Source organism: Chitinibacter bivalviorum (assembly GCF_013403565.1).
GTDB classification, from domain to species: Bacteria; Pseudomonadota; Gammaproteobacteria; order Burkholderiales; family Chitinibacteraceae; genus Chitinibacter; species Chitinibacter bivalviorum.
Genome location: NZ_CP058627.1, coordinates 2,855,566 through 2,876,779, shown reverse-complemented (window position 1 = coordinate 2,876,779; position 21,214 = coordinate 2,855,566). Strand labels below are relative to the sequence as shown.

Annotated in this window: 25 protein-coding genes and 1 other RNA gene; 4 read left to right on the top strand and 22 right to left on the bottom strand. The window is 45.9% G+C overall.

Annotated elements, in window-relative coordinates; all coding sequences use genetic code 11:
• Positions 1 to 107: 107 nt before the first annotated feature.
• The 8 genes from HQ393_RS13710 to ylqF all read right to left on the bottom strand — a co-directional run bounded on the left by HQ393_RS13710 (position 108) and on the right by ylqF (position 6,143).
• Complete coding sequence (locus HQ393_RS13710) at positions 108 to 455, bottom strand: PTS sugar transporter subunit IIB (protein WP_179355711.1); 348 nt, start codon at positions 453 to 455, stop codon at positions 108 to 110.
• 11 nt (positions 456 to 466) lie between these two features.
• Entirely contained in the window at positions 467 to 3,010 is a 2,544-nt protein-coding gene (ptsP, locus tag HQ393_RS13705) for a phosphoenolpyruvate--protein phosphotransferase (protein WP_179355710.1), read from the bottom strand.
• A gap of 316 nt (positions 3,011 to 3,326) precedes the next feature.
• Positions 3,327 to 3,602, bottom strand: coding sequence for an HPr family phosphocarrier protein (locus HQ393_RS13700; protein ID WP_179355709.1), 276 nt, complete (start codon positions 3,600 to 3,602; stop codon positions 3,327 to 3,329).
• A gap of 115 nt (positions 3,603 to 3,717) precedes the next feature.
• Positions 3,718 to 4,326, bottom strand: a complete 609-nt coding sequence (locus tag HQ393_RS13695) for a 5-formyltetrahydrofolate cyclo-ligase (RefSeq protein ID WP_179355708.1) — start codon at positions 4,324 to 4,326, stop codon at positions 3,718 to 3,720.
• Between the two features lie 11 nt (positions 4,327 to 4,337).
• A non-coding RNA gene (ssrS, locus tag HQ393_RS13690) (6S RNA) lies at positions 4,338 to 4,533 on the bottom strand.
• Positions 4,534 to 4,550: 17 nt separating this feature from the next.
• On the bottom strand, positions 4,551 to 4,862 hold the full coding sequence (locus HQ393_RS13685; RefSeq protein ID WP_179355707.1) for a cell division protein ZapA: 312 nt from the start codon (positions 4,860 to 4,862) through the stop codon (positions 4,551 to 4,553).
• Positions 4,859 to 5,059, bottom strand: coding sequence for a coiled-coil domain-containing protein (locus tag HQ393_RS13680; RefSeq protein ID WP_179355706.1), 201 nt, complete (start codon positions 5,057 to 5,059; stop codon positions 4,859 to 4,861). The genes HQ393_RS13685 and HQ393_RS13680 overlap by 4 nt, the downstream gene beginning before the upstream one ends.
• Positions 5,060 to 5,231: 172 nt before the next feature.
• Positions 5,232 to 6,143: a ribosome biogenesis GTPase YlqF gene (gene ylqF / locus HQ393_RS13675; RefSeq protein ID WP_179355705.1), complete on the bottom strand. Its 912-nt coding sequence runs from the start codon at positions 6,141 to 6,143 to the stop codon at positions 5,232 to 5,234.
• Positions 6,144 to 6,509: 366 nt separating this feature from the next.
• On the opposite strand from ylqF, the gene HQ393_RS13670 reads away from it, so the two are divergent.
• Positions 6,510 to 6,989 carry a TlpA disulfide reductase family protein gene (locus tag HQ393_RS13670; RefSeq protein ID WP_179355704.1) on the top strand — a complete coding sequence of 160 codons (480 nt, stop codon included), beginning with the start codon at positions 6,510 to 6,512 and terminating at the stop codon, positions 6,987 to 6,989.
• Positions 6,990 to 6,997: 8 nt separating this feature from the next.
• On the opposite strand, the gene HQ393_RS17720 is transcribed toward HQ393_RS13670, so the two are convergent.
• The 12 genes from HQ393_RS17720 to HQ393_RS13610 all read right to left on the bottom strand — a co-directional run bounded on the left by HQ393_RS17720 (position 6,998) and on the right by HQ393_RS13610 (position 17,060).
• Positions 6,998 to 7,375, bottom strand: a complete 378-nt coding sequence (locus tag HQ393_RS17720; protein WP_179355703.1) for a type IV pilin protein — start codon at positions 7,373 to 7,375, stop codon at positions 6,998 to 7,000.
• A gap of 23 nt (positions 7,376 to 7,398) precedes the next feature.
• The gene (locus HQ393_RS13660) at positions 7,399 to 7,884 is read right to left on the bottom strand and encodes a pilus assembly PilX family protein (RefSeq protein ID WP_179355702.1); all 486 of its coding nucleotides are present in this window, start codon (positions 7,882 to 7,884) and stop codon (positions 7,399 to 7,401) included.
• An 8-nt stretch (positions 7,885 to 7,892) separates the two neighbouring features.
• Positions 7,893 to 8,663, bottom strand: coding sequence for a PilW family protein (locus tag HQ393_RS13655; RefSeq protein WP_179355701.1), 771 nt, complete (start codon positions 8,661 to 8,663; stop codon positions 7,893 to 7,895).
• The gene (pilV, locus tag HQ393_RS13650) at positions 8,663 to 9,166 is read right to left on the bottom strand and encodes a type IV pilus modification protein PilV (protein ID WP_179355700.1); all 504 of its coding nucleotides are present in this window, start codon (positions 9,164 to 9,166) and stop codon (positions 8,663 to 8,665) included. The genes HQ393_RS13655 and pilV overlap by 1 nt, the downstream gene beginning before the upstream one ends.
• 22 nt (positions 9,167 to 9,188) lie before the next feature.
• Positions 9,189 to 9,710, bottom strand: coding sequence for a GspH/FimT family pseudopilin (locus HQ393_RS13645; protein ID WP_179355699.1), 522 nt, complete (start codon positions 9,708 to 9,710; stop codon positions 9,189 to 9,191).
• On the bottom strand, positions 9,710 to 12,931 hold the full coding sequence (locus HQ393_RS13640; protein WP_179355698.1) for a PilC/PilY family type IV pilus protein: 3,222 nt from the start codon (positions 12,929 to 12,931) through the stop codon (positions 9,710 to 9,712). The genes HQ393_RS13645 and HQ393_RS13640 overlap by 1 nt, the downstream gene beginning before the upstream one ends.
• 353 nt (positions 12,932 to 13,284) lie before the next feature.
• A complete protein-coding gene (gene hemL / locus HQ393_RS13635) occupies positions 13,285 to 14,568 on the bottom strand; it encodes a glutamate-1-semialdehyde 2,1-aminomutase (protein ID WP_179355697.1) in 1,284 nt (427 codons plus the stop codon).
• 111 nt (positions 14,569 to 14,679) lie between these two features.
• Positions 14,680 to 15,141 (bottom strand): CYTH domain-containing protein, encoded by a 462-nt coding sequence (locus HQ393_RS13630; RefSeq protein ID WP_179355696.1) that lies wholly within the window; start codon positions 15,139 to 15,141, stop codon positions 14,680 to 14,682.
• On the bottom strand, positions 15,141 to 15,527 hold the full coding sequence (locus HQ393_RS13625; RefSeq protein ID WP_179355695.1) for a DVU_2496 family lipoprotein: 387 nt from the start codon (positions 15,525 to 15,527) through the stop codon (positions 15,141 to 15,143). The genes HQ393_RS13630 and HQ393_RS13625 overlap by 1 nt, the downstream gene beginning before the upstream one ends.
• A 12-nt stretch (positions 15,528 to 15,539) precedes the next feature.
• Positions 15,540 to 15,962: a protoporphyrinogen oxidase HemJ gene (hemJ, locus tag HQ393_RS13620; RefSeq protein ID WP_179355694.1), complete on the bottom strand. Its 423-nt coding sequence runs from the start codon at positions 15,960 to 15,962 to the stop codon at positions 15,540 to 15,542.
• Between the two features lie 71 nt (positions 15,963 to 16,033).
• Positions 16,034 to 16,882 carry a M48 family metallopeptidase gene (locus HQ393_RS13615; RefSeq protein ID WP_179355693.1) on the bottom strand — a complete coding sequence of 283 codons (849 nt, stop codon included), beginning with the start codon at positions 16,880 to 16,882 and terminating at the stop codon, positions 16,034 to 16,036.
• A 13-nt stretch (positions 16,883 to 16,895) separates the two neighbouring features.
• Positions 16,896 to 17,060 carry a rubredoxin gene (locus HQ393_RS13610; protein ID WP_179355692.1) on the bottom strand — a complete coding sequence of 55 codons (165 nt, stop codon included), beginning with the start codon at positions 17,058 to 17,060 and terminating at the stop codon, positions 16,896 to 16,898.
• A 70-nt stretch (positions 17,061 to 17,130) separates the two neighbouring features.
• On the opposite strand from HQ393_RS13610, the gene thiD reads away from it, so the two are divergent.
• The 3 genes from thiD to HQ393_RS13595 all read left to right on the top strand — a co-directional run bounded on the left by thiD (position 17,131) and on the right by HQ393_RS13595 (position 19,399).
• Positions 17,131 to 18,000 (top strand): bifunctional hydroxymethylpyrimidine kinase/phosphomethylpyrimidine kinase, encoded by an 870-nt coding sequence (thiD, locus tag HQ393_RS13605; protein WP_179355691.1) that lies wholly within the window; start codon positions 17,131 to 17,133, stop codon positions 17,998 to 18,000.
• A 254-nt stretch (positions 18,001 to 18,254) separates the two neighbouring features.
• Positions 18,255 to 18,833 carry a chloramphenicol phosphotransferase CPT family protein gene (locus HQ393_RS13600; protein WP_179355690.1) on the top strand — a complete coding sequence of 193 codons (579 nt, stop codon included), beginning with the start codon at positions 18,255 to 18,257 and terminating at the stop codon, positions 18,831 to 18,833.
• Between the two features lie 68 nt (positions 18,834 to 18,901).
• On the top strand, positions 18,902 to 19,399 hold the full coding sequence (locus tag HQ393_RS13595; RefSeq protein ID WP_179355689.1) for a DUF1993 domain-containing protein: 498 nt from the start codon (positions 18,902 to 18,904) through the stop codon (positions 19,397 to 19,399).
• A gap of 50 nt (positions 19,400 to 19,449) precedes the next feature.
• Here HQ393_RS13595 and HQ393_RS13590 read toward each other — a convergent pair whose 3' ends face one another.
• Both HQ393_RS13590 and HQ393_RS13585 read right to left on the bottom strand, forming a co-directional pair.
• Positions 19,450 to 20,463: a sensor domain-containing diguanylate cyclase gene (locus tag HQ393_RS13590; protein WP_179355688.1), complete on the bottom strand. Its 1,014-nt coding sequence runs from the start codon at positions 20,461 to 20,463 to the stop codon at positions 19,450 to 19,452.
• Between the two features lie 196 nt (positions 20,464 to 20,659).
• Positions 20,660 to 21,034 carry a DUF2845 domain-containing protein gene (locus HQ393_RS13585; RefSeq protein WP_179355687.1) on the bottom strand — a complete coding sequence of 125 codons (375 nt, stop codon included), beginning with the start codon at positions 21,032 to 21,034 and terminating at the stop codon, positions 20,660 to 20,662.
• Positions 21,035 to 21,214: the final 180 nt, after the last annotated feature.

Here is a 21,214-nt window from a genome sequence, read left to right as displayed (position 1 = left end):
TATGTAACTACAAACAATAAGGTAAAAGGATTAGCGGGATTTACCCCATATGGGTATTTTGATCTAGATCAAAAAAAACCCACTGCAATGAGTGGGTTTTTTCCTGATCAGGCTACTTTTGGACCCACAATCAAATGAAACACTTGCGCATTAATTGCCGCAACGGCTTGCACCCCGGCCTGCTTTAGAGCCGACTCATTGAGCTTGGCGCCATCGAGCAATGTCACGCGCACCCGAGTTGCAGCAATAGCCTCAGCTTCTTTCACATTGCCAGCACCACCCAGCGCTGGCAACCATGCTGCCTGCACCGCACTGTCTGAGGTAGCTGTTTGTGCGACCGCTTTCACCGGCGCTTGCTGCACAACGGGCTGAGCAGCGGGGGCTTTACGCATCGACATACCGACACCCACACCAATAATCAAGCCCGCCAGAAACACAATGACCATCATTACCATTTGAATTTTCCTTAATCAACCAATTGCGACAAGCGCGCACGAACTTCAGCGGCAGTGCCTAGCTGCAATACTTCAGCCGCCAATTTCTGGCATTCAGCTTTATCCAAAGTGCGAACCAAAGCTTTGATCGCAGGAATCGTTGGCACGCTGGCCGACAATTCATCCACACCGATACCCAGCAATAATGGAATTGCCATTGGATCAGACGCGATACCACCGCATACACCTACCCACTTGCCGTGTTTATGCGCGCCTTGCACCGTCATATTGATCAGATTCAATACGCCTGGATGCATCACGTCGGCTTGCTTAGCCAGTTTCGGGTGACCGCGATCCATCGCCAAAGTGTATTGCGTTAAATCGTTGGTACCGATCGAGAAGAAATCGACTTCGCGCGCAAATTGCTCGGCCATCACGGCAGTGGCAGGCACTTCAACCATAATGCCGACTTGCACGTCTTGCGTAATACCCAACGCCGCTTTTTCTTCGGCGACCACGCGTTTTACTTCCCGCACTTCTTCCAAGCTGGTAATCATGGGGAACATGATGGCCAATTTTGAATACGGTGCTGAACGCAATACCGCACGAACTTGGGTATGCAGAATTTCTGGCTCAGCCAAGCACAAACGCACACCACGGATACCGAGGAATGGATTTTCTTCGACTGGCATTGGCAAGTAAGCCAATGGTTTATCACCGCCCACATCGAGGGTACGTACGACAAACGTTTTGTCATTGCCCAAGGCTTTAGCGATGTCGATATAAATCTGGCTTTGTTCTTCTTCCGTTGGCGCGTCGGTACGCTCTAGGTACAGGAACTCACTGCGCAGCAGACCCACACCTTCACTGCCCAATTTCACCCCTTCAACTGCGTCGTCCAAACCACCGATATTGGCAACGACTTCCACATGCGTACCATCTTTGGTCACCGCAGGCTCAAACGCTGCCGCCATTTCGGCCGCACGCTTGGTCGCTTGCGTCGCTTGTTTTTCGCGAATCGCAGCCACTTCAGCGGTCGATGGGTTTTTGCGCAATGTGCCGCGTGTACCATCCAAGATCACAGGCGTGCCATTGGCCAATTGCATGACATCTTCGTCAATACCGCAGATTGCAGGGATATTAAGTGAGCGTGCCAAAATAGCGACGTGGCTGGTTGCACCACCACCGGTGGTGCAGAAACCCAATACTTTGGTGCGATCCATACTCGCCGTATCAGATGGCGTGAGTTCTTCGGCGATCAAGATGGCGTTTTCTGGCACCACCATTGCCGCTTCTTCGATCCCTGCTATTAAACGCAGCACACGACGACCCACGTCACGGATGTCATTCGCGCGACCCGCCAAGACTTCATTTTTCAAGCCGGCCAATTTGTCTGCATAGGTATTGAATGCCACTTTCCACGCAAAGGCAGCGCTCTTGTCCTTGCCGATATTGGCAATCGCAATCGCCAGCAAGTCTGGGTCTTCCAGCAATTCTTGGTGAGCCGCAAAAATCTCGGCTTTGCTGGCATCAGAGATTTCAGCTTTTAGGCTTTCCAATTGCAGGTGAGCGTCTTTCAACGCTTTATCGAGGCGACGTTTTTCAACGTGCTGATCTTCACCTTTTTCAACGACAGATATTTCTTCTTGTTTCACATGAAACACATTACCGACCGCCAAACCCGGTGAAGCTGACACACCGCTCAATACATTAGGATCTGTCGATTTTGGCTGTGGTTTTGCCGTTTTAATATTCAACGGTGCAGGTTTATTTTTGGGCACTGGGCCACCAATGTCTTCACCGCAACCTGTTTGAATTAATTCTGACAATGCTTTCACAGCCGCCGCCGCATCTGGGCCAGCAGCACGGACGCGAATTTCGTCACCGTGTTGTACTTCCAAGCCCATGATGGCTACCACGGATTTGGCATTGGCCTCACTACCAGCACGGACCAATTTAATATCTGATTGATAAGTTTTTGCAGCGTTGACCAACACCGCTGAAGGACGAGCATGCAAACCTGTGTGGTTTGGTACTTTGATGGGGTCAGAATAAGCTTCGCCCGACGGGCCAGTTGTGGCCGTGGCCGCTGCGGCACCCGCCGCTAATTGCAAAGTCAGCGCAGTGTTTTTTCCCGCCTGCACCAAACCGGTGGCTGGCGTAAATTGGCTAACTTGATCACTGTTGGTGATAACAATTTGCGTGAGCAAAGAAACTGCCTTGCGAGCAACCAAATCCATATCAAATTCAATCAAGGGCTGGCCGACATCCACGATGTCACCCTCTTTTACTTTGGCCGTAAAACCATGCCCTTTCAGCATCACCGTATCCAGACCGATGTGCATTAATACTTCGATCCCGCAGGGTGCAGTAATCGTAACCGCGTGTTTTGCCGAGTGCAGCTGAGTTACTTTACCTGTTAATGGTGCCAGCAAAACATTGCTGGTTGGATCAATCGAGATCCCATCGCCAACCATTTTTTGGGCAAAAACAGGATCAGGCACTTTTTCCAAAGGCACCATCACCCCTGATAAGGGTGCTTTAAGTTCAATCTGGGTCACAGGGTTGCTCGACATAATTTACCTCGTTTTTTGTGCGATATCTGGCTAATAGCGTGTTCGATATTCTATGGAACCTAGTTTAATAGGATATTCCAGCGGCATGACGTAAATTGTAGCGATATTTACTGCCAACAATTACACAATAGCTGCATTTGCTCTTCGAAAGGACTGCATTGTGCGTGAATCAAACAGGCGAAAAATTGTCTGTTATCAGATTAAATACATGTAATGGCAGGCTTATTACTTAAATTTACAATTCATTATTTTGATTTACAGAAGCGCTGATAAACAAAAAAGGGCAGCAAGCTACCCTTTTTTGATTGGCCGACGATTACTTTTCGCCGCAGCCAGAAGAAATAACCTGAGTCAGGGCAGTAATCGCTGCCTGAGCATCGGGGCCATCGGCCTTGATCTGGATTTTGTCACCTAGGCTAACGTCCAAACCCATCACCGACACCACTGATTTGGCGTTAGCTTCAATCGCCTTAAACACCAATTTGATATCCGATTGATATTGTTTCGCTACATTCACTACATTCGCAGCTGGACGAGCGTGCAGACCGGTGGCGTTAACGATACTCACTGGGGAAGAAACAATGGCAGCCATTTTGACCTCTTCTAAAAATTGGTATGTAAATCGGTTCACAGCTAAAAACAAAAACTATGTGATCATCATAGCCAACTTTCTGACACCTGTACCTGCGGAATAACCAGTATTGAGATTAAGTTTGATGCAAAGCAGGGTGTAAATAGTTGCACTCAGTTTGCAGCGCATCGAGTCGTAAATCCCAAGTATTTACGGGCAAATTAGCGACCTGCTGAATCTGAAATGCAAGGCCAATTAATTTGGGCTGTTGCCAAGTTCGCCGCAGACGGCGAAACGCAAAAGTGCTGTCGTAGTAACCGCCGCCCTGCCCCATTCGCGCCAATTGATGATCAAACCCCAATAAAGGCACAAATACGGTATCCAAATCTTTTGGCCTGCATTGTTCAGTGTGGTTGGGGACTGGAATATTAAATTTGCCCAAACTCCAGCTTGAACGCGCATCCAGCCGAACAAAGCGCAATTGTCGTCCTCGCTGCGGCGTTTGCGGCAGGAAAACCTGGCACCCGCGATGCAGCGCGGTCAAGATCAAAGGCCAAGTTGGAAATTCACCACCCACGGGAACATACAGCGCAATTTTTTTGCCGCGACGTAGGCGATTGAGTATAGGTTGTGATCGCGTAATGGACCAAGCTGATGCAAGTCGATCTACTGGAGAAATCGCTAAACGAGCCTGACGTAGTTGCCGTCTTAGCTCAGGATTTGTGGGGGGGTTTGATTGAAGCATAAAAAAGAGGGGGGCTTCCCGCGAATGTCGTTCCGACTCGCATCTTGAACCCAATGGTTCAAGTCGCTGCCAAGTCGATGCCATCAGGTGCATTCATCCGAGTCGAAACTGGGGAATGCTCACAACAGGCGTCGGGAGACCCGGCAAACATGCTATACAGCTTATCGGTTCAAAGAATCTGAGCCGTCACGAACACCGCAGGAAAGCAAGCGTACAACTGATGCTTAGAAGAGCTCGGTTTGCTCTTGCAACACCGCATCAATCGTTGAATTCATGCCATCGATTCTACGCTGAAACGCACCAATGTCAATTCCACCGGGGACTTTGGTCTGCAGAAACTCATGCGTCATATTGAGTGCCGCCATGATCGCAATCTTCTCCAAACCGATCACTTTGCCATTGCCGCGAATCTCATGCATTCGATTATCGAGCAACTGCACCGCTTGCAATAAAGTGGCCTCTTCACTTTCAGGGCAAGCGACGCGAAACTCGCGCCCCATAATCGAAATATCCAACTGCTTGATCGCATCGCTCATACCATGTCCTCCGGCAACTTGGCCAAAATCGTCGCGACACGTTCTTTGGTGCCGGCTAATTTGGTCGTTAAGTGCTGATTTTCATGCTGTGTTTGCAGCAACTCTTGCCGCAAGGTGCGATTTTCATCGCGTAAATGGCGACAAAGGTCAGCGAGCTGCCGCACTTTTTCTTCCAAATTACCCAATTCTGCTTCCATAACGACCATCCATCTGCAAAGTACCCCTGCAATATTAAGCTATTTTCTCGTGAAAACACGCTCATGCACCGAGACTTGCTAATCAGCAAAAATACATACCCTAGGTATTTAAACAAGAAGCAATCCATAAAAGCATTTCAAAGCCATACCCATCAAAATATCGATAGCCGCCTTAATTTGCATCTTCTTCGTTTTCAACCGCTTCAGGCGGTACATCTTCACCCGAACCCAAATCCACCCCGATAAAATCATCAGGCGTTTCCAGCGTCATCCGGCCAATCGCTTTGGTTCGGTAATCGGTAATGATCAAATCCGCAGTTTTTTGCTCATCAATCACACCACCGCTCATGACCGCGCCCCGCTTGCGGCCAATACGCTGGAATAACTCTTCCACTTCACCATTCAGATCAGGCAATTTATAGCGTGCCATCAAAGCCGCTGGATAACGCTCTTTCAGTTGCTCGATTGCAAAGTAAGCCACTTCAACTTCATCGTAGGCATTGCGACCAATTGAGCCGCCCAGCGCCAATCGAAATCCAGATGGCTCGTGCTCCACTTTTGGCCACATCAAACCTGGCGTATCGTACAAAATCACCCCACCCAGCGTTTCAATCCGCTGCTGAGATTTGGTCACACCCGGCGTATCGGCCACCTTGGCCACTTTACGCTGCGCCAGAGTATTAAGCAGCGTCGATTTACCGACATTCGGAATACCCATAATCATCGCACGCAAAGGTTTTTCCACCCCAGTGCGAAACGGAGCTAAACGCAAACACAGTTGCGGGATTTTTTTGAGCGCTTCTTTCTTATTATCTTCACCCAGCAAAATCGCTTCGGTACCCGGTTGGGCTCGAAACCACTCCAACCACACCTTATTGAGCGCAGGGTCAGCCAAGTCGGCTTTATTCAAAATTTTCAAAGCTGGCCGCTGACGATGCTGACGTAGCTTTTCAATCATAGGATTGCTACTCGACAAAGGCATACGCGCATCAACGATCTCGATCACGACATCAACGATGGCCAAAGTCTCAGCCACTTTCTTGCGAGCCACATGCATATGCCCCGGAAACCACTGAATCGCCATTATGCACCCCCAAGAAAAAGCGCGATTATACGCTTTATTCACAAACGTCTTATCAAATCAGCCACTTGGCATGTGGAGAAACAAATCTGGCGTTGTGGATAAATAGGCAAACCCGGATGTGGACAAAACCCCCACCAAATTACCCACAGGCAATACCAAAACCCTAGACTGGGTTGTGGATAACGTAAAATATTGTTTTAATTGTGGAAAATGACTTATCCACAGACCTAGCTTGCCCTTATCTATTATTACTATCTTCTTCTTATCAATATATATGTAAAGAAAACTTTCTGAGAAAACATCACTCCAACACGCACTCAGAACAGCATACTTCGCATAAAATAAACAGCAACAGAAGGAATACGTATGAAAACCCGTCTACAAGTGATCAGTGTTAGCCTACTTGCAGTAGTACTTGGTGGCTATTTGCTGTACTCACAGCAAGAACAGCTACCAACTCAAGCACCAATGACGACCTTAGATGGACAACAGATCAAATTATCTGACTACCAAGGTAAAGTTGTATTGGTCAACTTCTGGGCCACCAGCTGTACGGGCTGTATGCAAGAAATGCCTGAATTGAAAAAATTACAGCTCAAATATGGTGCTGATCGTTTTCAAACAGTTGCCATCGCAATGAGTTATGACAATATTGAATATATTAAAAACTATAAAAATAAAGAAAAAATACCATTCAAAATTATTTATGATGCAGATGGGAAAATTGCGCAAAGTTTTGGCGGAGTAACATTAACGCCAACCAATTTTTTGATAGGAAAAGATGGAAAATTATTAAAAAAATATATAGGAATTCCAGACTATACTGAAATTATTAGTAAATTATAAGTAAGTAATTAATTTGCCCACTTCCCTGTTCTTGCACCTGTATTATCAAGTGTAAGATCACCATCACTTGCCTGAGATTTTGTAGTTATTGCAGTTGCAGTAATAGTAAATGTAGTTGGAGTATTACATACACTTGTAATCGTATAGTAGGTATTGGTTTCATTATTCACTGCACAAGTTGTACCAGAAGAAACGTAGGTCCCATTAGACGTAAAATATCTTTCCAATGATTGTGCTTGTGATGTCAATTGTCGCTGAACATCAGCCCTACGTGTTTTAATAATATATTGTTGGTATGCAGGTAACGCTATTGCTGAAAGAATGCCAATAATTGCAATTACAATCATTAATTCAATCAAAGTAAAACCATCATTATTTTTTTTCATGTTATATATCCAATTAGTTATGATTAACTTGTAGGGCAAACAAATGCAGTTGATTGAAGAATAACTACAGAACGTGAATCTATACCTTGTCCTCGACTCATAATGCTATAAGGGATACAACTTGCTTTTGATCCATCAGTAGGTAAAAAAGTAGTTGGTAATTGATTGATAAGGTATTTTGCTGATGACAATTGACCAGTACCAAGTGAAACATCTCTCGCATATGTATTACTCCAAGTTGCAGGTATTGAAGTGACTAAGGGTCCTGATCCTGAAGTATTGCTATTGGTACAACCAGATAGGCAAGCATCCGCATTACTTTGTAAAAAAGCCGATGCTTGCCTGATTCCTTGTTCAGCGGCTTGAAAAGCTCTATTTCTATCCATATAATTGCCAGCCATTTTTTCGTTCATAGTTGTACTACGCATACCATTTACTACTAGAATAGTTACAATTACCAACAGCATTAGGGCTACAATTAAAATAAAACCTTCCTGATTTTTTCTCATATTAAGCCTTACCTATTTTTAATCATAATTGTCGATCTGAAAGTTCTATATAATTTTTTATCATTTTGAGAATTGGTAATTGCAGTACCACTACAATCATTGATTGCTGCTGATTTTACTAATGAATTATCAGTTTTTTCTGTTCTTAATACTAAACAAACTTTAACTGCCACAATTTGATCAGCGTTTACACCACCAGGTAATGTATTTACATATCTATTCGGAATACAATTTCGTACTCTGAATGAAGTATCTGTTGCAAGCGCTCCACACCCATAGTCTGCAGGCGTATTTGGCAGACCTGCATCAGTGTCAGCTTCATCAATACCATATTGCACTTTAAAATCAACTACTTCGGTAGCATTACCCGTTCCGGTTGTGCTAGGTGTAATCCAATCGATGGTGTCACATTGCAGTTTATTACTGGCTGATGAAATTGTTAATGTTGTATCTCCTGCAGCAGTAGATGTCCCGTTACAACCTATTTGATTTGTTCCATCAGAATTAAATCGTACTGATAATGAACTGTTTGAAATAGCTGAAATTCGATCGGAAGTAATTAATGCATTTGGATTGGGGCGAAAACCGGCTTGGCTAATTACACGTTGTAACATTGATATAGCAAAGCGTCCATCTTCTGATAATCTATTTTGCATTCCTTGCAAATTGAAAGTTTGTTTTGTATTGATATACAAGGTTGAAACAGCCAATAAAGTTACCATTGCAATTCCCATTGCAACCATTAACTCAATTAAAGTAAAACCGGTATTTTTTTTCATTATTCGAGCACCGTACTATAACTTGTTGACTGTGAGCCCGTCGCTGCTGCTCGATTATCATTCCAAGTAATTGTTAATGTATAACGATAAAACCCAGTTGATTGTCCAGCTCCACTTGTTAATGTATATGTTGCATTTGGTAATTGCGATCTTAAAAATGAATTCCACTCTGTCATTTCTGTTGAAACCAAATATACATCATGACCCGTATCTTGTGCCTGACAAGTAATATGATCTTCATCTCCAGAATTTTGAGTACATTTTGAAAAGTCAGGTGGTAATCGCACGGGCAATGCGTCGCTGCTTGCAAGAAATGGCGTTCTATTTGCGCGGATTCGATCGCCTAGCTCTGCACCAATATCCGCTGCAATACTTCGATAATAGCTACTTTGATTCATAATTACGGCGCGGGTCTGTAAACCTGCTAAACCTAAAAGGCCTAAAGCAAGTATTAAAATTGAAACCATGACTTCAATTAGTGATAAACCACGTTGGCGTTTCATATTTATGCCTTTAATTCATCAACTATGAACAAGTTGTGCTAGTGATACTTTTACTTATATGACCTGATTGATAAATTGCTACCGAATGTCCTTTTCGGCCTGTAATACAAGCACTAAAGTTGACTAAACCAGCAGCTTGAGAGCTTCCCAATGTGGCATTAAATGTTGTAGATGTAATTGCCGCTCCTGCAACTGTTGGACTAATTGTGATCCCTTTTTGAACCACGAATCTTTGAATGATTTCTGTCCCTGTCATTATTAGCCAGCCTTTGGACCAATCAGCTGCAGTTCCAGAACAGGCCGTAGCTGTGTTTGCATCATTAGCTGGACAAAAGACAACATCACTTCTACGTTTCACTGCTTCTAATCGTGCTGAGCTAAGACCTGTTACTAATAGATCACTTTGACTTGCTAATCGAGCATCTCTTACCCAATCCATCATATTGGGAATTGCAATAGCAGATAAAATCCCCAGTATAGAAATGGTAATCATCATTTCAATTAAGGTCATACCATGCATTTTCTTTCGGGAATATATACTCATTATTTGATCTCCCGCCAAGTACTAATTTCAACTTTTACACCTGTTGATGGAGATAATAATGTTTCTTTATCGACTGTATCACTACCAATTGTTCCACCATATAGAGATCCTTTACCTGTTGAAGCTGGTTTAGGTTGAGGAACCCCTGATTTCACACCTGCTTTTGCATTGCCAATATAGACGGCCGCGTAATTTGACTCGCGTTGCGCAATAACACTACCTATTGCGCCTAAACTAGTGTCTGAATTAGTCGGGGTTATAATTTTATTCTCAGAAGATACATACGATAATTCGGTTGGAATACCTGATTTTTCATATCCACTCATATATTCCGCACCAGTCGTAAATGAAATTTGGTCTGCTGCTGTTGCTTTATTATCACTATTTATATCAATAAAACTGTATTTATTACCTTTTTTATTAGTAGTTACTGATCCTGTTAATGGATTCAAACCCATAATCCAGCCCTTACCCCCAGGAATACATTTTTCTGTTGCTAAAGGTACACCCGTACCGAAAATTAATTTGTCGTCATAAAGCATCGGTGATGTAACTAATTTTTCGCTGGATATTGGAAAATCTATATACCATCCTAATTTGGTATTTGTAGCAGATTGGAGGTCTAAACTGTTATTTGATACTTTTCGATAATTTCCAATACGATTACTTGTTGTTGATTTTGTGTCTATCACTGTTTGTACTTGTAAATCAGATTGTGTTACCGTAACTGGTGTATCAACCATCTTATCAATGACAGCATAGAATGTTTGTTGATCTGTATTTGTTCTATCTGTATCGGTTAATAATTTACCAGTGCCAAAAAATATTAAATTCCCAATTGCATCACCATTTGTTTTGTTGAGTGCCATAACTGCTGGCCGCATTGCAATTGGTTTTGTAGTACCGGCATCATAAATAGGGTTAGGTGCAACTTTAAAATTATTTGGATTGTTATCAGTTAAATCAAAACGCCATAATTTTCCGCTCATATCACCGGCATAAACATAGTCCAATATTCCATCTTGTCCAAAATCAGCACCAGCTGGTGAAGATAGCCCCGTGCTATTTGGCACGGTGATTTCTTTAATAAGATCGCCCGTGTTGGCATTAACTATGAGTAAGGAAGATGTGTTTGCCGTTACAGGAGTTACACCCCAATTATTTTCATAACCATTAGCTAAAATTACGGCAGGGACAACAGTTGAAGATGAAGTTCGTACGTTGTAAATTATTGGTGCTGGTAAAGTATAGCCAATTGATGGTGAATTTAAATTATTGCGTTCCCATTTGACTGTTGCTGATGCTGATGAAAAATTACTTGCTTGAGTCGCATCAATTGCATAATAGGCTTTACCACCTTGGCCTAGTCCACCTACTAATATTGTTTTCCAGCTACCACCTGCTTTAATATCTGCTTGGCGCATACTACCATTCACATAAAAATTATGTGGAGTTGTATTTTCACCATAATCTGTTTTACTTAAATTTGGTAATTTTGAATACAGTGTGGCGGGTATATACCCTAAAATTTCCGTCATATTATTAATATCAAATCCATGCATCATGCCATCATTCGCACCTATAAAGACCATACTTCGCGATGCATTCGCCGTTTTGAATGTTGCATAATCGGTATCTGTAGATTCTCCTGCCGGTTTCGAAACGACAATAGGTTGGCTATCTACAATATCTCCCAATAGTCCATTTGTTCGTGATCTAAATGTCCCATCGGTACCACGGATATAATTAATGATATTTTGTTGATCTGTAGCAGTAGCACCTAATGCTGTTTTCTGAGTTGTGCTCATTGCTGTTAAACCAGTGCTGGTATCAAAACTAAAGGCAGTTGTACCGCTTGAAGTGGAGGTACTTGTGCTAGTTGGATTGGTTGATGAGTATATTTTTCTGCTAGCTACAGCTGGAAATACTGCTTTCGCATTTGGTGTACATTTGGAAGTAACTGGATCAAAATTGCCATATGAATCTAGGTTATAACAACGTAATTCACCATACCAACCTTTTGGATTGAATACTGGTTGGAATACTTTATTGCCTGCTGTATAAGTTTCTGTTTGTGTTGCTACCCCGCCGGCATTTGAAATAGAAGCAATAATTTCATTGACTGCATTTGTTAGCGCAGTCGATAAAGTTGTTTCATCTGTGGCAGTATAATATTTACCTCCACCCACACTTGCTGTTGCAGGTAAAACATCATTCAATACACTAAATCCGACGGTATAGGTTTGCATATTTTGTTTTTTAAATTTGGTATCATCAAATGATTTTCCATCCAGATCATTTCCAGAAGTTCGCATATCTAAATCATTGGCATATTTCGCGACATCGCGAATTGCACGTGGGCGATTTGTTGTATCACCAAAGCCAGGTGTTCCTGAACTTCCTTCTAAGGCTGCAGGGCAATCTGGGCTTGAAACTGCGGTACAAACACTAAAACTTTTATTAACTGAATTATTCGCAGCATCGATAGAGGTATAGCTAATTGCACTTTTTCCACTGCCTGGTAAATTGTCATCGTTTGTTGCATCTCCATCGGTAATCACAATCGTGAAGTTTTTTTGGCAGCGATATTGAATTGGACTGGTGTAATTCTCTGAAATCAGCCCATATAAAGAGGCTTTGCCTTGATAATATTGAGTAATTTCCAGCAATGCTTCACCTAGTGGTGTTGCAGTCCTTGCTCGCAAACTATTAATACCTCCCAGTACAGTCGCAGTACTGCTATCAGTTGAGGTGCCAATTGAACTGCCAATCGGTGTTACTATTTTTGCAGATTCACCGCGTTCTGAGCCGCCTACAGTTGTAGTGTCATTCACCCTAAATGATGCAAGTCCCCAACGTAATTTTGGATTATTGGTAATTAAAGACCTAGCAACCTTTTTTGCAATATTCATTTTGGTATTTGGATTGCTTGATTCGCTGTCGATCCAATTGCGGTAGGTCGAATTTCCAATACAACCAGTCCAAATTTCGTTGGTTTGATTACAGCTTGAATTGCTTGATTGAGTAATCCAATTATTGCTACCGTCTTGCAACATACTCCCCGAGTTATCTATCAACAGCATTACATTTGGATCGACTGATGTGGAAAGTGTCGGTGGCAAGGCAGGATAGGGTTCCGCTGCATAAAGTGGAATAACGACCATGGGGAACGCAAGGTAGAGCCAAGCTGCGATGGTGTTTACTTTAAAAGTATTACTCATGTCCGGTACTCCTAAGAACTGACGTTTTTGCGCACATCAGGAAATTTTTACAATGGTAATATTAGAATATACTAATTTATATGGATCTGTATGTGACCTAGCCGTACAAAAATTCAACGTAGCTTTTTCCAAGCTGAACGGTGCTGATCTAGTATGTTTTGCATTGCTTAAGCTTCGGATCAGTTTATAAATTGCTTGTGTTGATTTTCAAATTAGAACAAGACCTTAGCTTTGTCTTGTTAGCTTGACGAACGCGGTGAGAATCCGTATGAGTGGTTGCTTTCGATTTTGGGATGGCAATAAAAAAGCCCCTAATAATTAGGGGCTTAGTTGTATTAATCAGACGATTTTGCTTAAATTTTATGCAAAACTGCCTTGGCAATGTCCAGAGTGATTTGGATCTCAGTATTTGTATGTGCAGCGCTAACAAACCCCGCCTCAAATGCCGATGGGGCAAGGTAAATGCCTTCATCGAGCATGGCGTGGAAGAAGGCGTTAAAGCGCACTCGGTCGCTATTCATCACATCGCTGTAGCTGTGCGGAATATTTGGGCTGCAATAAATGCCGAACATACCGCCGACCGATTGGGCGCTGATGGTTTTGGTATTGGCTAATTGCTGGCCAATGGCGTTCAGGCCGTCGGCGAAAGCTTGGGTTTTGGCGCTTAATGCTTCAAAGAAACCCGGTTTGCTGATCTCTTGCAAGGTGACCATACCCGCAGCGACGGCGAGCGGATTGCCTGAGAGCGTACCGGCTTGATAAACGGGGCCGAGGGGGGCGAGTTTGGCCATAATGTCGGCGCGACCGCCAAATGCGGCCAGTGGCAGGCCACCGCCGACGACTTTACCCAAGCAGGTCAGATCGGGGGTAATGCCGTGCAGGCCTTGTGCACATTGGAGTCCAACGCGAAACCCTGTCATCACTTCATCGTAAATCAATACTGCGCCGTGATCTTGCGTTAATTTCCTCATGGCCGCGACGAATTCTTTGCTGGGTTGCACCAGATTCATATTGCCGGCGATTGGCTCAACAATTAGCGCGGCGATTTTGTCGCCTTGTTCAGCAAACAGCGCTTCGAGTGCGGCGACATCGTTATACGGCAGTACGATGGTATCGGCGGCCACGGCAGCAGGGACACCAGCAGATGATGGATTCCCAAACGTCAGCAAGCCCGAGCCTGCTTTCACCAGCAAACTATCAGCATGGCCGTGGTAGCAGCCTTCAAATTTGATCAACTTATCGCGGCCGGTAAAGCCACGCGCGAGGCGGATGGCGCTCATCGTGGCTTCGGTGCCGCTCGAAACAAGGCGAACTTGCTCGAGCGAGGGCAACATCTGGCATAGCAAATCGGCGATATGGACTTCGCCTTCGGTGGGTGCACCAAAGCTCATGCCGTTTTGCGCGGTGCGTGTCACGGCTTCGATCACGGCAGGATGCGCGTGGCCAAGAATGAGCGGGCCCCAAGAGCCAACATAATCGATGTATTTTTTACCGTCAGCGTCCCACACATAAGCGCCTTCACCTTTGGCAAAAAAGCGCGGTGTACCGCCAACCGAGCCGAATGCACGCACGGGAGAATTGACGCCACCGGGGATGTGTTGCTGGGCGGCGGCGAAGAGTTGTTCATTGCGATTCATAAATACCTCTATATGGTATTTATCTGAAGTTTATATTCTGATTTATTTTCAGAGCTATACCCCAGATAAAATAAGGGGCCGACTAAGTCGACCCTGATGTGTACGGCTATTTTACCAGCTTGAAAACGGTTTTTCCGACAGCGCACTATTGTAATAACGCACATCGCCCGAGACTTCGGGCCCTAGCCAATCGGGTTGCGGGTAGCTGGCGTTTTCGCTGGCAAGCTCGATTTCAGCGACGATAAGCCCATTGTTTAAGCCGTGAAATTCGTCGATTTCAAACGTATGGCCGTCGATGTTGACCAAGTGGCGTGTTTTGTCGAGCACATTGGGGCAGAGCTTGAGCAGTTCCAACGCATCTGCGGCGGGTATCTCATATTCAAATTCGACGCGGCTAATGCCTTCGTTTTTGCCTTTGATGGTGATAAAGCCGCTATCACCTTTGACGCGCACGCGCACGGTGCGGCTTGGCTCGGCATTCAGATAGCCTTGCGCAATGCGGGTGCTGCGTGAAACTTGCTCGCGCCAATGTTGATTATTGAGTAGGAATTTGCGCTCGATTTCGATGGCCATTATTCAATCGCCTGTTTGATGGTTGCGATGTCTTTTAAATGGAAAGCCTGATCGTCGGCTTGATAGACGTTTTTATCCCAATCGGTATTGAGCTCATACACGCTCCAGCCTTGATGGCCTTGCGCGGTGAGCGCTGCTTTGGCTTCATCTATTTTGCAAAATACCGCCATGCCGCGATAAAAACCGTCTTTATCGAGTAATTCCGTGGGGAAATTCGGCGGTAGTTTGGCTTTTTCGGTACGTCCTGGCGCTGGCTCGGCTTTGTTTTCTTTGATCAGCTCGCGAATTTGATCGGGGCCAATGGCGTAAACGCCGCAGCTCGATTTGGGCTCACCACAGGCGCTAAGCAAGGCTGCCAGCGCAGCGATCAGGACGATATTTTTCATGGAATACTCAGATTAGAAAGGTTTAACCACGACTAGAATCACCACGGCCATCAAAATCAGCACAGGGATTTCGTTAAATACGCGATACCACACATGGCTGCGACGATTTTTATCGGCCGCGAAATCGCGATAGATTTTGCCACACCAGAGGTGATAGGCGACTAAGAGCGCGACCAAAGCCAGTTTGGCGTGCATCCAGTACCAGCCTGCGCCCATATAAAAGGCGTAATAGCCCCACATCCAGATACCAAAGCCGAGCGCGAGAACGGCGATGGGCGTCATAAAGCGAAATAGTTTTCGCTCCATTAATTTCAGGCGTTCAATCTCGACGGGCTCGGTTGCCATTGCGTGGTTCACAAAAATGCGTGGCAAATAAAACAGCCCGGCAAACCAGCTAATCACAAAAATAATATGAAATGCTTTAACCCATAACATGCAGCGACTCCAAGTGATTGAAGCTCGGATTGTCGGCGAAACTGCCGAGGCGTCCGTTGTCTTAAAGCAGACTATTTATTTTTACGCGCCGCTTCGTACAGTGGCATCACGGCTGGGATCTTAGCCTGTAGCTCGGCGATGCGCGTTTGATTGGATGGGTGAGTCGACAAAAATTGCGGTGGCGCACCCTTGCTAGCGGCAGCCATCTTTTGCCATAGGGTGACTGCTGCATTGGGGTTGTAACCCGCGCGAGCCGCCAATTCCAGCCCCATCATATCGGCTTCCGATTCATGTGTGCGGCTATTGGGCAGCGCCAAAGCCACGTCATAGGCCTGACTGCCTACACCCAGTGCTGCATTGGTGAGGCCATCGTATTTGCCACCGCCCAGAATCGATGCGGCAATCGAGATACCTTGCAAGCCCAGCTGTTTATTGTATTGCTCGCTCAGGCGTTCGCGACTGTGTTCACGCAGCGCATGGCTGATTTCATGGCCCATAATCTGGGCGATTTCATCATCGGTGAGTTTGAGCTGATCAATAATGCCTGTGTAAAACATGATTTTACCGCCGGCCATGCAATAGGCATTGAGCTCGGGGCTTTTCTCGACGTTGACTTCCCATTTCCAATTTGCCGCATCAGGGCGAAACACCGCTGTTTGCGGAATGATGCGCGCCGCAATATTTTTCACTCGAATGGCGACGGGATCATTGGCGGGCAAGAGCGCATTTTTCTGCCGCGCTTGCTTGAGCGAATCGGTGTAGGCAGCAGCGGCCATTTGATCGACGTCTTTCGCCGACAATAGCGTACTCATACTTTGCTTGCGATTGGCACCCACTGCGCCGCCTTGGGTGGTGTTCACTTGTTGGCAAGCGGTGAGTAAAGCCAGCGCCATGCTTGCAAGAAGAAGTGTTTTTTTCATGGGAGTCGACTTGTTAGATTTGCACCATTTCAAAATCGTCTTTACGCGCGCCGCAATCGGGACAGGTCCAGTTGGTGGGCACATCTTCCCATTTGGTGCCGGGTGGAATGTTATCTTCCGGGCGACCTGCCGCTTCGTCGTAAATAAACGCACAAATCAAGCACATATACTTTTTCATCAGCTTTACCGGGGCAGAGTAGTTTAGAATTCAGATTCTACCTGAATCATTCTTGAAATTGACGCCACCTATGACTCCAACCCCGCCCACAGTACTGGTTTTTGCCGCGAACGACCCATCGGGCGGCGCAGGCTTAATGGCCGATATTCTGACTTTGGCCTCATTGGGTTGCCATGCCTTGCCGATCGTCACGGCGATGACGGTGCAAGACACCGCTGGCGTACAGAGTTTTCAGGCGGTTGATAGCGAGTTTGTCGATGAACAAGCACGTTTTATCTTAGAAGACATCAAAATCGATGCGATCAAAGTCGGCATGGTCGGCAGCGTGGAAAATCTGGCGGTGATCGCCGAGATTGCATCCGATTACCCCGATATTCCGCTGATTCTGGAGCCCGTGTTTAGCATGGGCCGCGGCGAGGAATTATCGGATGAAGATTTATATAGCGCCATGCGCGAGCTGTTGTTGCCGCATAGTTTTCTAGTCACATGTAATAGCGATGATGCGCGAAAATTGGGTACGGATGATCCAGACGAGCAAGAAGATTTGCCGCTCGATGCCGCCGCGCAGCGCATGCTGCAATGTGGTTGCGAGTATGTATTGATCGCCGGTACGCACGAAAAAACACCGAAAGTCGTCAATACCTTGTACAGCGCGATGGGTCGCGTGCGTTCGGATAAATGGGAGCGCCTGCCGGGCAGTTTCCACGGTGCGGGTGCCACATTGGCCTCGGCGATGGCGGGGGCTTTGGCCAACGGCGCTGACATTGCCACCGCGATGCAGGAAGCGCAGGAATATACCTTCCAAGCCATTAGCAATGCCTATCGCCCTGGCATGGGGCAGATGATTCCCGATCGCATGTTCTGGGCGCGACCGCCCGCCGAAGAAGTGCCGGTCAGTGAGATCGAGATCGACGGCGACGAGCCCAAATCGGTACAGTAAATCTAGCAATCCCGAGTGTAAAACCTCGGGATTTTTCAGGCTGCTGACAAGCTAAGAGATTACGTTTTCCAAGTCTCGGCAAAGCCGAGCCTAAGAAATTAGGTGTTGGAGCGCAGCCTTGATGTGCTATTCCCACCCCTCCCGACCCCTCCTTGAGGGGTGCCTCGCTTCGCGAGTGGGGCATGTCATCAAGCTGAACATTCCCGAAGCATAACACCTCGGGTTTTTTAACATCCAATCATCCGATGTGAATTATGGAACTCCCTCAAATCATTATTTTGAATGGCTGTAGCAGCTCGGGCAAAACCAGCTTGGCCAAAGCTTTGCAGGAAAAGCTGCCGCAGCAATATCTCAATTTCAGCATTGATGCCGTGCTGTACGCCTTGCCAGGCAGTGACTTGGCGGCGATGCAACGCGGTGAGCCGATCCAGCGGCGTGGCCATGATTTTGGCCAACTGGTGCGCGCCTATCACTATGCTTTGCCGGGTCTGCTGCAGGCCGGTTGCCATTTGATTTTGGATAATGCCTGGTGCGAGCGGGCTGAGAAGCGGGAATTGCTCACGGAATTAGCAGGCTATCGCATTGCGCTAATCGGCGTGCATTGCGATTTGGATGAATTAAATCGGCGTGAACAAGCGCGCGGTGATCGCGCGATCGGGATGGCGGCGTGGGAATTTGAGCGCGTTCATCAAGAATTAACGTACGATTTCGAAATTGATACTACGGGTATATCGCCAGAGACTATTGCTGATATGGTCTTTGATGAGATACATCGTGACCGTATCTGGCATGGCGCAATCGATAGCTTAGAGCACTTGAATATGTTGGGCTAAGCGCCAATGCTGATGAGATGCTCATTGCGATGAATGAGTTTGCTGGAAAATTAACTGGAGACACCCTGATGTTCAGCTACTACCAATTATCTGTACCGGTTTATACCCGCGCTTTGACACAGCTTTCTCATCTGCTCGATAAAGGCGTTGAATTTGCCTTGAACAAAAAGGTCAGCGATGAAACGATGCTCGGCTTGCGCCTAGCGCCCGATATGCTGCCGTTTGTGAAGCAAATCCAGATCGTCTGTGACACCGCGAAATTTGCCGTCGCGCGCCTGTCGGGCACCGAAGCGCCCAAACACGATGACAATGAAAAAACCTTTGCCGAACTCAAAACGCGTATTGATGAAACTTTGGCGTTTATTGAGGCAATTCCAGAAGCGGCATTTGCCGATGCGGGCAGCAAAACGATCAAGCTGTCGTTCTTGCCCAACCCGATGAGCGCTGAAGTGTATTTGCTTAATTTTGTTGCGCCCAATTTGTATTTCCACCTCACCACCGCCTACGCCATCTTGCGCAGCAATGGGGTTGAAGTTGGCAAAGCCGATTATTTGGGTGCGATTTAATGAGCAGTCAAAGCACTAAAAGCAAAAAAGCCGCTGAAAAGCGGCTTTTTTTATGCGGTAGTTTCGCTAAATATCAGTGCTGAATTAAGTTGTTTGTCGGTTGGCCACAGTAGACAATCTCGACCGGCTTTTTTGGCTTGATAGAGTAAAACATCCGCTTGTTGTAGCGTTTCTTGCAGTGCGCAATTGAATTCGCGCTCGACCAAGCCGCCACTGATGGTGATGGCGATACTCGTTTGCTGATGTTTGATCTTGAGTCGGCGACACGCGGCGAGAATTTTTTCACCCACCACGATCGCATCAGATAAGAGCGTATCGGGTAGGCAAATAACAAATTCTTCGCCACCCCAGCGCGCGAGCAAATCGGAAGTGCGTAGCGAGGCTTGGATGGTGCTGGCCAAGGTTTGCAATACATGGTCACCGACGGCATGACCATAGTTATCGTTGATGGCTTTAAAGTGGTCGATATCCAAAAACAGGAAAGAGATCGGTCGATGATGGCGATCTGCGCTGTATATGGCTTTGTTGCTTTCGTATTCAAAGGCGCGTCGATTTAAGATGCCAGTTAGCGAATCTTGTGTCGCAAGGCGGGCTAGCTCTTCATTGGCTTGCTCCAATTGCAGAGTGCGGCGGAAAACCATTTGTTCGAGCGATTCATTGGTTTTAATCAGCTGCGCTTCGTGATCTTGCACGGCATTGAGCGTGCAAACCAAGGCGGTCACATCGCTCAGGATGGTTAGAATTTGCGCGCTACCATCGGCATTGATAAAGGTTTGAAACGCGGAGTGCACAAACAGGGTGCGGCCATCTTTGTGCCTGACTTTCCATTCAGTTGGGGCGCCTTGATCTTGGCTGAGTGCCAAATTCAAGATCATCGGTTCAAGCACTTTTTCGGTATCGCTTAAAATCAGGCCAAAAGTTTGGCCGATTAATTCTGCGCGCGTATAGCCAAACAGGCGGCAATAAGAATCATTCACTTGCAGATAGCGGCCCTGCTCATCTGCAATGGCGATGCCAGAAGGGGAAATCTCAAACAATGCTTGCAACAGATCGGTAGAGATCATGAAAGCTGGGCCGAGGAATAGTGGATTGCTTCACGTCGAATTAGCGTGAAGGGATGTTATTGCTAGTTTTTCATGAAGTCTTGCTAGCGTCAATTTTGACGGCGTATTAGTTCAAAATGACGACAGATCAAGGACTTATTGCTGCGTTGCAGCATGTGACTCATGCTTGGGTTCGCATTGGATCAATGCATTCAAACTAATCACCGTAACCCAAAGTTTGAACATCAACGAGGCTGCCATTGACGAATTTAACGCGCATCATGAGTTTGTCAGGGCCAAAATTGTAAACCCACTCTGTGACAGTTTTAGTAGGCTGATTCGGATCAGCGACCCACAGTCCGCGATGGTTACGGTATTTCACCGGCTCGCTGTATTGGTTCATTTCAGCTGGCTCGCCGCAGCGCGCGCGCACCGTACTTTGGCTGCTATTGATGCCAATTATTTTGTTGCCACAGCGCATATTGGTATCGGCCTGACTGCTTGCGCTAGTCAAAGCCAGCATTGCTAATAGCACGAATGAGATAACTGCTTGGGGTATAGCGATCAATGCCAAATATAAATTGATTTTCATATATATACCTACGCAATATTTAGTTTTAAATACAGGACGCTGGTGCTGATGGTATGCCCATTGTGATTGAATTTGGCTGAATAAAGACTGAATTTTGTAGCCCATCATTTGAGTGGGTGTATGGGGGTATAAATCGAAATTCAGGCTTGTATTCTTTAAGATGAAAACTGTGATTTGCTT